We start from the raw sequence: 13,281 nt of genomic DNA on the forward strand, positions 1-13,281 counted from the left end.
GTCAGAGGCCCGATTTGCTCTCCGCCGCAACCGGGATCTTGAGATTGTCAAATAACGCCTTGATGCGCCCGGCCAAATGTTCGGGCAAACCGCGCCGATGCCGCCTGACACGAATCGCAACATGCTGAAGGACAATAGCCAACAGGGTCGCGACTTGGACCAAATCCATGGAAAGGTGCAAGTTGTCCATCCGGCTAACCCATATCCTTCGTCAATTGCGATGCGATTTCGGCGATCTGCCGGAGCATTTCAATTTCGCGCGATGCATGATTGCTGTCAACAACTGCTCGCCAAACCAGAATGCCGGCACCGGCGATCGGAATCAGCAAGCCGGCGGGTGTGGCAACCGAGAATATGGAAACCAGGCCACCGCCGAGCAGGCCGATCCCGCCGCCAATGCCGCCTATCCGGAAAATTTCCCGCGAATTGGAACGCTTCGCGGCAAGGCTTTCCGCGCTTCGCTGAAGTTTGCGCAATGCGTCTTGCATGATACCAATCCGCTCCGGATCATTGATACCGGCTAGTGCAGCGCGGACATTCTGCCGAAACTTGAAGGAATCCATCTGATCGCGAATGGTTTCCAACTCCTCCGACGTAGCCTCGCCGCCCATAGCTTCCGAGAAGGCTTGAATGAGAGCGAGAAGATCGTCGTTCATCGCTCCAACATCGTGGCAGTGATCGGCAAAGTAAATAGCCGTGGATTCTTGTGTTGCCAAAAAGCAACACTATCTCTGGCCCAGAGAAAGGGGCTTTCTGAATGAACCTCGAAAAATTCACCGACCGCGCCAAAGGCTTTTTGCAGGCGGCGCAGACGATCGCGATCCGTATGAACCACCAGCGGATCGCGCCCGAGCATGTCGCCAAGGCGCTGCTCGAAGACAGTCAGGGCATGGCCGCGGGACTGATCGCCCAAAGCGGCGGCGATACCGCGCGCGCGGTGCAGGGCATCGACACGCTGCTCGCCAAACTGCCAGCCGTATCCGGATCGGGCGCGCAGGCGACGCCGGGACTCGACAATGACGCCGTGCGCCTGCTCGATCAGGCCGAACAGGTCGCCGCGAAGGCGGGGGGCGAATTCGTCGCCGTCCAGAACATCCTGCTCGCGATGGTCCTCGCGCCGAGCACGCCGGTCGGCAAGGTCTTTGCCGATGCAGGCGTGAAGCCCGACGCGCTCAACGCCGCCATCGCCAAGCTGACCGGCGGGCGCACCGCCGACACCGCATCGGCCGAAGACCGTTACGACGCGCTCAAGAAATTCGCGCGCGACCTCACCGACGTCGCGCGCGAAGGCAAGCTCGACCCGGTGATCGGCCGCGACGAGGAGATCCGCCGCACCGTGCAGATCCTCGCACGCCGCACCAAGAACAACCCCGTGCTGATCGGCGAGCCCGGTGTCGGCAAGACCGCGATCGCCGAAGGGCTCGCGCTGCGCATCGTCAACGGCGACGTGCCCGACAGTTTGAAAGACCGCCGTCTACTGTCGCTCGACATGGGGTCGCTGATCGCAGGCGCCAAATATCGCGGCGAGTTCGAAGAGCGGCTGAAGGGCGTGCTCGACGATGTGAAGGCCGCCGAGGGCGAGATCATCCTGTTCATCGACGAGATGCACACGCTGGTCGGCGCGGGCAAGGGCGAGGGCGCGATGGACGCGTCGAACCTCTTGAAGCCCGCGCTCGCACGCGGCGAACTCCACTGCATCGGCGCGACGACGCTCGACGAATATCGCAAGCATGTCGAAAAGGACCCCGCGCTCCAGCGGCGCTTCCAGCCGGTGTTCGTCGGCGAGCCGACGGTCGAGGATTCGATCTCGATCCTGCGCGGCATCAAAGAGAAATACGAGCTGCACCACGGCGTGCGGATCGCCGACGGCGCGATCGTCGCCGCCGCGACGCTGTCGAACCGCTATATCTCCGACCGCTTCCTGCCCGACAAGGCGATCGACCTGATGGACGAGGCCGCGAGCCGCATCCGCATGGAGGTCGAATCGAAGCCCGAGGAGATCGAGAACCTCGACCGCCGCATCATCCAGATGAAGATCGAGGAATCGGCGCTCGGCAAGGAAAGCGATGCCGCGTCGAAGGACCGGCTGGCGACGTTGCAGTCCGAACTCGCGAACCTCGAACAGCAGTCGGCCGAGCTCACGCAGAAATGGCACGCCGAAAAGGACAAGATCCACGCCGAAGCGAAGATCAAGGAAGAGCTCGACGCTGCACGCTCGGCGCTCGACCAGGCGCAGCGCGCGGGCGACCTCGCGAAGGCCGGCGAGCTCAGCTACGGCACCATCCCCGGCCTCGAAAAGCAGCTCGAAGCCGCGCAGGCGGCGGCGGGCAATGCGATGCTGCGCGAAGAAGTCACCGCCGACGATATCGCCGCGGTGGTGAGCAAATGGACCGGCATCCCCGTCGACCGGATGATGGAAGGCGAGCGCGAGAAATTGCTCGCGATGGAAGCGACGCTCGAAAAGCGCGTGATCGGCCAGGACGAGGCGGTGCGTGCCGTCTCGACCGCGGTGCGCCGCGCGCGCGCGGGGCTGCAGGACCCGAACCGCCCGCTCGGCAGCTTCCTCTTCCTGGGGCCCACGGGGGTTGGCAAGACCGAGCTCACCAAGGCGCTCGCGCGCTTCCTGTTCGACGACGACCATGCGATGGTCCGCATCGACATGTCCGAATTCATGGAAAAGCACAGCGTCGCGCGGCTCGTCGGCGCGCCGCCGGGCTATGTCGGCTATGAGGAAGGCGGCACGCTCACCGAAGCGGTGCGCCGCCGCCCCTATCAGGTCGTGCTGTTCGACGAGGTCGAGAAAGCGCATCAGGACGTGTTCAACATCCTGCTACAGGTGCTCGACGACGGGCGGCTGACCGACGGACAGGGGCGCACGGTCGATTTCACCAACACGCTGATCATCCTGACCTCGAACCTCGGCAGCCAGGCGATCGCCGCGCTGCCCGACGACGCCCCGGTCGAACAGGCCGAGCCCGCGGTGATGGAGGTGGTGCGCGGACATTTCCGGCCCGAATTCCTCAACCGGCTCGACGAGATCGTGCTTTTCAACCGCCTCGCGCAGCAGCACATGGGCGGCATCGTCGATATCCAGGTCGCGCGGGTGCAGAAGCTGCTCGACGACCGCAAGGTCATCCTCGACCTGACCGACGCCGCGCGTGCGTGGCTCGGGCGCGTCGGCTACGACCCCGTCTATGGCGCGAGGCCGCTGAAGCGCGCGGTGCAGAAATATCTGCAGGACCCGCTCGCCGACCTGATCCTGAAGGGCGAGGTCCGTGACGGCTCGACGATCAAGGTCGACGAGGGCGATGGGGCGCTGAAATTGACCGCGGCGTAACATATTCCCACCCTCCCCTTCAGGGGAGGGGCTTTCTTACAGCCCCAGGCTCGCGAGGTTCACCTTCACCCCCGCATAGACATAACGCCCGCGGAAGCTCGACGGATAGTTGAGCTCGCCGACATCGGGGTCGCGCCCGAAGAGGTTGTTGACGCCGGCATAGAATTGGAAGCGCTCGTCATCGGTCTTGAAGCCGAGCTGGACGTCATGCTCCCATTTCTCGCGGTAGAAGATATACTTCGGATCGACGAGATCGGGGTTGGCCTCGATCTGCTCGGTCGTGAAGCGCCGCGTCTTGCTGAAATAGTTGATCCCGTAGTTCAGCGACCAATTGTCCTTCACCCAGGTGATGTCGAGCGTGCCGTTCCATTTCGGCGCGAAGGCCTCGGTGCGGTCGTTGTCGACCTCGGCCCCCGGGGTCGAGATGAAGGTCAGGCTGTCGAGATAACCGCCCGCGAGGCGAAGGTTGAAGCGGCCCAGATTGTCGCCCGGGCTGAAGCCGTAATTGATCGTGAAATCGGCCCCCGAGGTGGCGAATTCCGACACGTTGAGCGGGCGCAGCAGATAGTCCGAGACGAAGCCCGTCGCCGGATCGCGGGTGATCAGGTCGCAGAACTGGTTGTCGAGCGTCGGCTGGTCGACGCAGGCATCGGTCAGGTCCTGCGCGGTCGCGGTCGTGATCGCATTGGCGATCTTGATGTCGTACCAGTCGAAGGTCGCGACGAGCCCCGGGATGAAGCTCGGCCGCAGCACCACGCCCGCGGTCCAGGTCTTCGCCGTTTCCTCGTCGAGGAAGGGCGTGCCGATCGTGCGGCCCGGCAGCGACGCGGTCGCCTGCGGGTCGTTCGCCGGATTGAAGGTCGCCGGATCGATGCCGAGCGCGGTCAGCGTCGCGTTACAGTTGGCGACGCGGAACGACGTGCCTTCGGCAAGGTTGCTCGGATCGCACGGGTCGTCGATGAACGAGAAGGCGCCATTTTGCGGCGCGAACAGCTCGGTCAGGTTCGGCGCGCGCACCGCTTCCGAATAAGTGCCGCGGAAGCGGATGTCGGGGACCGGGCCCCAGGTCCCGTCGACCTTCCATGTCGTCGTGGTACCGATCGTCGAATAGTCCGAGAAACGGATCGCCGCGCCGAACTGCAGGATGTCGGCGAAGGGCATGTCGCGCAGCACGGGAATGTTGATTTCGGCGAACGCCTCCTTGACGTCGAAGCTGCCGCTTTCTGGGAATTGCGCCGCGAGATCGGCGAGCGCATCCTGGACGAGGAAGGGATCGGGGACGAAGTCCGACTTTTCCTTACGATATTCGGCGCCTAAGGCGAAGCCGATCGGCCCGCCGGGCAGTTCGAACACCGCGCCGGTGTCGCCCGAGACCGAAGCGCTGACGACATGCTGCTGGACCTTGATCCGGTTTTCGAGATCGACGTTGATCCAGTCGAGGGCGGCGGCGCTCGGCGAGCCTTCGCCGAAGATGTTGAGCGGCACGCATCCGCTGTTCGCGCCGGGCGTGAAGGTAATCGGCGTCGTGTCGGCGCCGATGATGAAGCCGTTCGGATCATTGCCCGGCGCGGTCGGGTCGAGCGACGAGCGGCAGACGATATTGCCGTTCGGCGTGCCGGTCATGAACTCGCCCTGATCGACCGCGTCGAGCGCAGCGAAATAGCGGTCGCGCAGGCGGTAGTTGGTGCTGAGAAAGCGCGTCTTGGTCTGGCCGTAGACATAGCTGATCTCATAGGTGAGATTGTCGGTCAGCCGCCCGTCGAAGCCGATGACGCCGCGATAGGTGTCGCGCTCGGCATATTCGCCGCGCACGCCGAGGTCGAAATTGTCGCGCGAGATCAGCACGCCGTCGGGAAGGAAGCCCGAGGGCAGACCCAGCGAATCATTGATGTTGTCGGGCGCGATCAGCGCCGCGATATTCGCCGGAATGAACGGATTGTCGGCCTGGACCGTCGTGAAGAAATCGAACGACGGCTGCGCGAAGGAGAAATTCCGCGTCTTCACATATTTGGCTTCGACAAAGAAGCGCAGCGCGTCGCTGAACTCGTAGCTGCCGAGCAGGTTGACATTATGCTTCTCGGTCTTGGGCTGAAGGTCGCCCTGATAGCCCGCGATCGGCGTACTGCTGCCGCCTTGCACGACGCCGCCCGACCCCGGGATCGCGGTGCCGAGATCATAGATCGTCCCTTCGCCGGTAAAATCGGGCGAGAAGTCGATATCGACGTCGACCGCGCCGCCGGGCGAGCTGTCGGCGTAGCGGATGTCGTTGTAGAGGATGCGGTCGACGATGCTCGGATCGTCGGGGAAATCGGCGAGATTGCGGCGGAAGCTGAACAGGTCGAGGTTGCGCCCCGACTTGCGCGCGCTGGCGGGCACCCGCGAATCGCGGTTATATTCGTACGACACCGCGATATTGCCGCGATCCTCGGAGAAATTGGTGCCGGCGGTCAGCGATCCATAGATGTTGTTCGCGTCGCCGCGCGACGAAATGCCCGTCTGGAAACGCGCGTCGATCCCCTCGAAATCGCGCTTGAGCACGAAATTGACCACGCCCGACACGCCGTCGGCGCCGTAAACCGCCGACACGCCGCCAGTGAGCACGTCGATGCGTTCGATCAGCGCATTGGGGATGGTGTTGATGTCGACCGACGCGGTGCCGGTGATGCCCGAGATGTGGCGGCGGCCGTTGACGAGCACGAGCGTGCGTTCGGTGCCGAGGTTGCGCAGGTTGAGCAGGTTGATGCCGACCCCGCCGAACAGCGCGGTCGACCCGCCGGCGTCGGCGGTGGTGCTCGAGCCGAGCAGCGCGGGGTTCTGGACGAGCAGGTCGGTGAGGTTGGTGAGGCCCGATTGCTGGATCGTCTCGCTGCTGATCGACGTCACCGGATTGGGCGAATCGGCCTCGGGCCGCGCGATGCGCGATCCGGTGACGACGATGGCTTCGCCGTCGTCGGCCGCCGTCTCGTCGACGGGCGCATCCTGCGCAAAGGCGGGGGCGGCGGAGAGGGCCAAGGCGAGAGCGAGCGGCGCGGCGCCGAGGCGCAGGCTTCGCGAAGCGACGAGTTTATTCACGGACAGACTCCCTTTTTTCGATGGGCCTGTCGTGAGGGGCGGGCGCGCCAAAGCAGCGCGCGCCGGTTTCCCGACAAGCCCACCCCGGTTGCGCAGTCGAGGAAACGCCTTAATTATCCGTTATTTCTGCGGATCCCCGGTGCAGAATCGAACATGCGGGGAACAAGGACCAAGACAAGCGACGACCGTCGAAACGACATCAGTCTTCGACGAACGGAGGCTTGTTCGCGGGGGTTGCGCGCGGGCGTAACTTAATTGCCCGGTATGCTCATATTACAAGGGCTTAGCAGGTCCCGGTCGCGCGGCAGTCGCCGGCCTTGCTCGTCATCGCATCGGCGACGTCGCGGCTGTTCTGGTTGCCCTTGACCCACGCCTCTTTCCACTGCTCGTTGGTGCGGCACACGCGTGCCTTCTTCACCAGCGAGCCGACCTGATCGATCTTGCGGCACTTGATATAATAGGGGTGGGTCATCGCCAGCCCTTCATTATACGCGTTGATCTCGGCATTGGTCATTTCCGAGGGCGGGCGATCGGGCGGGGAGCGGTCGGCGGCGGCATCGGGCGCCGCAGCCGAAACCGCGACGAATATAGCCATGTGCAACGTCGCCCACATCGTTCATCTGCTCCTATTTCGGCGCATTATATCCGTTGTTCAGCATATCGTCCTTGGGTTCGGACGAGTTGCTGTACCCGCGCTCGATCCACGCCATGGAATCGCGCGCGTCCTGATTGCCCTTGTCGGCATATTGGCGCCACCCCGTATTGGTGTTGCACACCCGCAATTTCTTTACCAGCGAGCCCGGAACCTCCATCCGGCGGCACCGGATATAGTCGGGATCGGTCGCGGTGCGGCCCGCGTTATAGGCGTCGATTTCGGCGCCCGACATTTCGGAGGGCAAGCGCGCGAGCGGCATGTCGCCGTCGCTGGCGGCGGCGAGCGGCGCGGCCGACAGCGCCGCAAAGAGCGCAAGGCCCGATATCTTACGCATCCTGTCTCTCCCCATGAAAGCGGCCGCGCCGGTCAGTTCGACGTCCCCGCCTTGCTGGTCATCGCCTCGGCGGTGTCGCGGGCGTCCTGGTTGCTCTTGGCTGAAACTTCCTTCCACTTTTCATTGGTGTAGCAAACGCGATTCTTCTTCACGAGCGAACCGATCTCCAGTGTCTTGCGGCATTTGATATAATAGGGATGCGTCTGCGCCAGCCCCTCGTTATACGCCTTGATCTCGGTCGGGGTCATCAGCGACGGCGCTTTCGGCGGCGGCGCACGGTCGGTGATGTCTTCGGCATGCACGGCGGGCGCAGCGATCAGCAGCGCGGTCATCAGGGTCAAGCTCTTGCGCATAGGTCCTCCTCGCCGCGGGCAGGGCCGGCGGCTATATGCGGACATCATATGCCGCCGCGCAGCGCTTCGCAAAGCGGAATTTCGGCGGGCGGCAGACCTTTACCGACCAGCGGCGGCTCAGCGCGGGACCGCGAACCCCGTCGCATCGGCAGCGGCGAAATAGCCCGTCAGCAGCTCCTGTTCGCGTGCACTGAGATGCGGGTTCCAGACATCGAAGATCAGCACCGCGCGCAGCTCGTCGCTGTCGTTCCACGCCTCATGCTCGATCGTGTCGTCGAAGGCGAAGGCCTTGCCTTCCTCCCAGGCGCGCGTCTCGCCCCCGACGCGGAAGCCGCAGCCGGGCGGCACGATCAGCGGCAGGTGGACGATCGCGCGGGTGTTGGTCACCCCGGTGTGCGGCGGGATGCGCGTGTGCGGCTTCAGCAGCGAGAAAAAGGCGCTGGGCGAGCGGCCCGGAATATGCGCGCCGGGGACCGCGGCAAGCGCCGCGGCCGTCGCGGGGCAGCGACCCAGCACCGGCGGGTTCGGTGCGCCATATTCCCACAGGAAGCACGCCCCCCAGTCGAGCCGGTTGTCGAGCGGCGACCAGATCGAGTCGGGCGTGCCGGCCTCCATCCGCACATAGGGGCGCAGCGCGTCGCCGGGATCGCCCAGGAGCGCTTCCAGCTCGGCGCGGATCGCGGGGGCCTGCGCCTCGATTTCCGCCATCCAGGCGAAATGGCAGCGATCGAAAAATTCGTCGGCGGGCAGGAAGGGATAATGCACGCCCGCGCACTGGTTCTGATAGATTTGCCGCCGCCCGAGCGCGCTCGCGACAAAGGCGTCGCCGCGCCGCCGCTCGGTCTCCGACAGATCGGCACGCATCGGCGCGAGCGCTTCGGTCGCGGCGCCGAACATCGTGTCGGTGGCGCCCGCGACAAAGGCCTGGCCATGCGCCAGCAGCGGCTCGATCGGCGGGGGCACCGGGTTCAGCTGTCCGCCGAGCGCGACGACGGCGCTCCACGCGCCGAGCGCCGCCCCCATTTCGCCGCGCGCCTCGTGCCGCTCGCCTTTGCGGATCCACGCCATCAGGTCGCGGCGATCGATCGCCAGCGCCGCGTCGAGCGCGGCCAGTTCGGCGGCATCGTCGCCGAGCGCGCGCCAGGCCGAGGCCAGGTTGCGCTGCAGCGCCCCCGACCCGGGGTCGGCCGCAATGGCGGCCTCGAAATGATGCGCCGCTTCATCGGGATGGCCGGCCTGCAGGGCGGCGATACCCAATCGGTTGGCTTCGACGGCGGAGGTGGGCGGGGTCGCACTGGTCATGGCCATGCTTGCCATTGGCCGGGGCAATCGGCAAGGTCGTTCGATGACCTCGACGCCCCCGATATCCGCGATTGTCGGCGACGCCGCCTGGCTCGCGCATCGCTATGATCCGGGGCATAACGCCTTTCATTTCCGCGCGGTGGCACGCGCCGCGCGCAGCGCGGTTCCGTTCCTGACCGACGAATATCTCGGCGGACCCGGCGAGCCCGTGGTGATCCGGCGCGCCGATTGCCGCGAGGCGCCGCGCGCGCGCCTCCATTTCCTCTTTCATTCGGCCTATTGCGCCTCGACGATGCTGACGCAGGCGCTCGACCAGCCGGGCATCGCGAGCGGCCTGTCCGAGCCTGTGCTGCTCAACGACATGGTCGGCTGGCGCCGCCGCGGCGCCGACCCGCGCGAGCATGGGCGGGTGTTGGCCGACGCGCTGGCCTTGCTCGGGCGGCCCTTCGCGGCGGGCGAGGCGGTGGTGGTCAAGCCGTCGAACATCTTCAATCCGCTGATGCGCGGCGCGATGATGCTGCGCCCCGATGCCCGCGCGATCCTGCTCCACGCGCCGCTGCGCGCCTTCCTGCTGTCGGTCGCGCGCAAGGGGCTGGAGTGCCGGCTGTGGTGCCGCGAACTGCTCGAAAATTATCTCGCCGACGGCTTCGTCCAGCTGGGGTTCGAGGCGCGCGACTATTTCCGTCAGTCGGACCTGCAGGTCGCGGCGGTCGGCTGGCTCGCGCAGCAACAGGCGTTCGCCGCGCTCGCGGCCTGGGCGCCCGATCGCATCGCGACGCTCGACAGCGAGACGCTGACCGGCACCCCCGCCGGGGCGGTCGCCGCAGCCATGCGGCACTTCGGGCTCGACGCGGAAGAAGCACGCATCGCGGCGCATCCGGCGCTGGCGCGGAACAGCAAGTCGGGCGCGGCCTTTGCGCCCGGCGAGCGCCAGCGCGACCTGGCGGCCGCCGAAGCGGCCTATGGCGAAGAGATCGACCAGGTCCTGCGCTGGACCGAAGTCGTCGCCGACCAGGCGGCCATTCCCTTCGCATTGCCGAACGCGCTGGCCATCGCCTAGGCGCCCGACGCGGTCGGCCGGGCTTTTTCGCTTTTGCGGGCGCGCATAGAAAAAGGGGCGGACATCGCTGTCCGCCCCCAATTCTTGCCGAAGCGTGAAGCGACTAGAACTTCAGCTTCGCCGACACCGCATAACGGCGGCCCAGCGCGTCGTAGGACGACGGGAAGGTGTTGCCGCTGTTGTAGGTGGTCGAACCGATCGTGTTGCCGACGAGCGGCGGGTTCTTATCGAGCAGGTTCTGCACGGTCGCGGTGAACACCAGATTCTCGCTGACGTTGAAGCGCGCGGTCAGGTCGAAATAATGCGCAGCCTTGATCTTGCGGAACTGCGGATCGACGACGCAGCCGTCGTCGTCGGTCGTCGTCGGATTTGCACAGCCGGCGGTAACGGCAGCGGCAAGGTCGTCAGCCAGCTGCTGCGGTTCGAACGACACTGCATCCTGCCAGCGCCACAGCAGCGACAGATCGACCTTGTCGAAGCCGAGCGTGAAGCGCTGCGAGAACTGGAACTCGGGCTGGATCGAGCCCGTGAACGAGCAGTTCACGCTGTAGTAGCCGACGCATTCGCGGTCGATCGACGACGCCAGATTGACGTCCGACCGGAACTTCGAGCTGTGCGTCCAGTTGCCGACGAACGACCAGTCGAGGCTCGCGAAGCCCAGATCCATGTTGTAGTTCATAAGCAGATCGACGCCGTCGGTGAACAGGCGACCGTTGTTGTTGGTCTGGCCGAACAGGCCCGGCGTCGTCGCCGGATCGCCGTCGAGACCGCCGGTGATCGGGTTGCGACGGATCACCGTACAAGCCGGATCAGCCGCACTGGCAGCAGTGACGGTACCGAAGCAGGCCGAAATGATATCGCCCGGCAGCGGTGCCCCGATCACATTGTTGATCTTGATGTTGTAATAGTCGATCGACATGTTGAAGCGCGGGATGAAGTCGGGCTGGAACACCAGGCCGAGCGTCCAGGTGTCCGCCTTTTCCGGCTCCAGCGTCAGGCTGCCGCCTGCGGTAATGTTGGCCTGCGCCGCAGTCGGGTTGGTGATCGAACCGATCGTGCCAATCGGAGCGCCCTGTGCAAGACAGATCGCCCGCAGGTTGGTAGCCGCGGCGCCCGCACCGACGGGAGCCGCACCTGCGCAAGGATCGATACCCAGGTTGGTCAGGCCGACCGCCAGCGGTGTGAAGAGTTCGCCGATGTTCGGAGCGCGAACCGCGCGGCTGTAGTTGCCACGGAACTTGACGCCCGCACCCGGTTCCCAGCTGCCGCCGGCTTTCCAGGTCGTGGTGTTGTAACCGGCACCACCCTCGATGCTGTAATCCGAATAACGGATACCGGCTTCGAGCGTCAGGCTTTCGAAGAAAGGCTTGTCCTCGATCAGCGGCGCGACGATTTCGGCATAGGCCTCGTACACGTCGTAGCCGCCGTCGATGTCGGGAGCCGCACCGCCGGCGCCGCCGAGTTCACCCGGGGTCTTGGCGAGAAGATCCGACGCCTGCTGCGCCTTGTACTTGCGATATTCGCCACCGATCGCGAAGCCGATCGGCTGCACCGCGCCCGGCGAAGTAAAGCCGAGATCGCCCGAGATGATCGCGCGCGCCTGCGCGAGCGAGGTGCGGTTGGTCGTCGAGCTGTTTTCCGTCAGGAAGTCGGCCATCGGACCCGTGATCGAGCCCTCGGGTCCGAAAAGGTTGATCGGAACGCAGGCCGCGTTGCCGCTCTGGCAGGTCGTGGTATTGTTCGCCAGCGACGCTTCGCGGAACCGCGACTGCAGCGTATAGTTCTGGATCGTCTGGATATTTTCCGATTCGCCGTACGAACCTTCGATGTTCCAGTCGATCGTGTCGGTGATCCCGCCGCGCGCGCCGACGCGATAGTCGAAGAAGGTCGTCTGATAGTCGCTGATGCGCGGCCCGACTTCGGGCGTACGACGGTTCAGCGTGACGGTGACTTCACGATAGTTCGGATCGGTCCGGCCTGTCGCGGTCGCCGCATTGTTACAGGTCGTCTGGTCGAAGCGTGCCGTGTAGCCGGGACCCGTATCGACGTCGAAGGCGCAGAACTGGTTGCGCAGCGTCGCAGGCAGATAGGGGTTGTTCAGGTTGACCGTGACCGTGCCGCCGAACGAACCCGACGGCGCGATGATCGTCGAGACCTTGTTCTTCGAGAACATGCCGCGCGTGTAGACCTCGACCGAGTCCGACACTTCGTAATTCGCCTGGCCATAGATGTTATAGCGTTCGAACGGCGTCTGGAAGATGTTGAACGGGTTGAAGTTGTAGGTCGCGAAGGTGCCGACCGCCTGGCCGGCGGCATTGACCTGGCGCAGGCCGCCGTTGGCGACGGTCGGATCGGTGTTCGGCGTGTTGGTGCCGGCGATCAGCGGGCGCGTGCCCGAGAAGCGCGACGGAACCGAGGTACCCGAACCCAGGAAGGTGTTCGAATAGCTGTCGAGCGTGTTTTCCGAGAAGGGACGCGCGCCCTGGTACACGGCGTCGGCGGTCTGGTAGCCGATGCTGAGCACGGCGTTACCGCGACCATCGTCGAAATTGGCGCCGATGGTGGCGTCGACGCGGAAGACATTGCCGTCGCCCTGTTCGGTGATCTGTTCCGAAGCGGTGACTTCGAGACCCGCGAAATCGCGCTTGGTGATGAAGTTGACGACGCCGGTGATCGCGTCGGCACCATAAGTGGTCACCGCCGCGCCGGTCAGCGCGTCGACGCGCTCGATCAGGGCCAGCGGGATGTTGTTGAGGTCGACGCGGCCGTTGACGTCCGACGGAGCGACGCGGTTGCCGTTCAGGAGGACGATGTTGCGGGTCGAGCCGAGACCGCGAAGGTCGACGTACGAACCACCGGTGTTGCCGTTGTTGACCGCCGAACCCATGTTCGGGACGACGCCGGGCAGTTCGCGCAGAACTTCTTCCGCGACGTTCGACTGCTTCAGCTCGATGGTGTCCGACGTGGTCACGTTGACCGGGGTCGACTGTTCGAGGTTCGGATTGCGGATGAGGGTGCCGGTGACGACGATTTCGGATTCGGCCTTCGCGCCTTCCTCTGCGTCCTGCGCGAAGGCAGGAGCCGAAACGAGCGCAACGCTCAGCACCAGCGGTGCGGCGCCCAGTTTCAGCTTGGAATATTGGGTTTTCTTCACAGTGCAGTCCCTTG

General features: G+C 65.0%; 10 protein-coding genes. 2 read left to right on the forward strand and 8 right to left on the reverse strand.

Going from position 1 to position 13,281, the window contains the following annotated elements:
- Nucleotide 1 precedes the first annotated feature (1 nt).
- The gene (locus AC1RNQ_RS03750; protein ID WP_493169033.1) at nt 2-190 is read right to left on the reverse strand and encodes a hypothetical protein; all 189 of its coding nucleotides are present in this window, start codon (nt 188-190) and stop codon (nt 2-4) included.
- A gap of 4 nt (nt 191-194) precedes the next feature.
- Nucleotides 195-656 carry a hypothetical protein gene (locus AC1RNQ_RS03755; RefSeq protein ID WP_493169035.1) on the reverse strand — a complete coding sequence of 154 codons (462 nt, stop codon included), beginning with the start codon at nt 654-656 and terminating at the stop codon, nt 195-197.
- Nucleotides 657-757: 101 nt separating this feature from the next.
- Here AC1RNQ_RS03755 and clpB point away from each other — a divergent pair, with 101 nt between their 5' ends.
- On the forward strand, nt 758-3,337 hold the full coding sequence (gene clpB / locus AC1RNQ_RS03760; protein WP_493169037.1) for an ATP-dependent chaperone ClpB: 2,580 nt from the start codon (nt 758-760) through the stop codon (nt 3,335-3,337).
- 36 nt (nt 3,338-3,373) lie between these two features.
- Here the strand turns inward: clpB and AC1RNQ_RS03765 are convergent, their stop codons facing one another.
- The 5 genes from AC1RNQ_RS03765 to AC1RNQ_RS03785 all read right to left on the reverse strand — a co-directional run bounded on the left by AC1RNQ_RS03765 (nt 3,374) and on the right by AC1RNQ_RS03785 (nt 9,053).
- Entirely contained in the window at nt 3,374-6,409 is a 3,036-nt protein-coding gene (locus AC1RNQ_RS03765; protein ID WP_493169039.1) for a TonB-dependent receptor plug domain-containing protein, read from the reverse strand.
- Between the two features lie 283 nt (nt 6,410-6,692).
- Entirely contained in the window at nt 6,693-7,004 is a 312-nt protein-coding gene (locus AC1RNQ_RS03770) for a hypothetical protein (protein ID WP_493169041.1), read from the reverse strand.
- Between the two features lie 31 nt (nt 7,005-7,035).
- Nucleotides 7,036-7,398 carry a hypothetical protein gene (locus AC1RNQ_RS03775; RefSeq protein ID WP_493169043.1) on the reverse strand — a complete coding sequence of 121 codons (363 nt, stop codon included), beginning with the start codon at nt 7,396-7,398 and terminating at the stop codon, nt 7,036-7,038.
- Between the two features lie 32 nt (nt 7,399-7,430).
- Complete coding sequence (locus AC1RNQ_RS03780) at nt 7,431-7,751, reverse strand: hypothetical protein (protein WP_493169046.1); 321 nt, start codon at nt 7,749-7,751, stop codon at nt 7,431-7,433.
- Nucleotides 7,752-7,868: 117 nt separating this feature from the next.
- Nucleotides 7,869-9,053, reverse strand: coding sequence for an aspartyl/asparaginyl beta-hydroxylase domain-containing protein (locus AC1RNQ_RS03785; RefSeq protein WP_493169048.1), 1,185 nt, complete (start codon nt 9,051-9,053; stop codon nt 7,869-7,871).
- Between the two features lie 43 nt (nt 9,054-9,096).
- Here AC1RNQ_RS03785 and AC1RNQ_RS03790 point away from each other — a divergent pair, with 43 nt between their 5' ends.
- Nucleotides 9,097-10,113 (forward strand): hypothetical protein, encoded by a 1,017-nt coding sequence (locus AC1RNQ_RS03790; RefSeq protein WP_493169050.1) that lies wholly within the window; start codon nt 9,097-9,099, stop codon nt 10,111-10,113.
- Nucleotides 10,114-10,216: 103 nt separating this feature from the next.
- On the opposite strand, the gene AC1RNQ_RS03795 is transcribed toward AC1RNQ_RS03790, so the two are convergent.
- The gene (locus AC1RNQ_RS03795) at nt 10,217-13,267 is read right to left on the reverse strand and encodes a TonB-dependent receptor domain-containing protein (protein WP_493169051.1); all 3,051 of its coding nucleotides are present in this window, start codon (nt 13,265-13,267) and stop codon (nt 10,217-10,219) included.
- Between the last annotated feature and the right edge of the window lie 14 nt (nt 13,268-13,281).

Source organism: Sphingopyxis sp. GW821-FHT12F08, from assembly GCF_058806755.1.

Excerpts from the sequence above, each read along its gene's own strand:
- AC1RNQ_RS03790 (WP_493169050.1), top strand. The coding sequence starts at position 9,097 with ATGACCTCGACGCCCCCGATATCCGCGATTGTCGGCGACGCCGCCTGG.
- AC1RNQ_RS03785 (WP_493169048.1), bottom strand. The coding sequence starts at position 9,053 with ATGACCAGTGCGACCCCGCCCACCTCCGCCGTCGAAGCCAACCGATTG.
- AC1RNQ_RS03755 (WP_493169035.1), bottom strand. The coding sequence starts at position 656 with ATGAACGACGATCTTCTCGCTCTCATTCAAGCCTTCTCGGAAGCTATG.
- AC1RNQ_RS03775 (WP_493169043.1), bottom strand. The coding sequence starts at position 7,398 with ATGCGTAAGATATCGGGCCTTGCGCTCTTTGCGGCGCTGTCGGCCGCG.
- AC1RNQ_RS03780 (WP_493169046.1), bottom strand. The coding sequence starts at position 7,751 with ATGCGCAAGAGCTTGACCCTGATGACCGCGCTGCTGATCGCTGCGCCC.
- AC1RNQ_RS03750 (WP_493169033.1), bottom strand. The coding sequence starts at position 190 with ATGGACAACTTGCACCTTTCCATGGATTTGGTCCAAGTCGCGACCCTG.
- AC1RNQ_RS03770 (WP_493169041.1), bottom strand. The coding sequence starts at position 7,004 with ATGGCTATATTCGTCGCGGTTTCGGCTGCGGCGCCCGATGCCGCCGCC.
- clpB (WP_493169037.1), top strand. The coding sequence starts at position 758 with ATGAACCTCGAAAAATTCACCGACCGCGCCAAAGGCTTTTTGCAGGCG.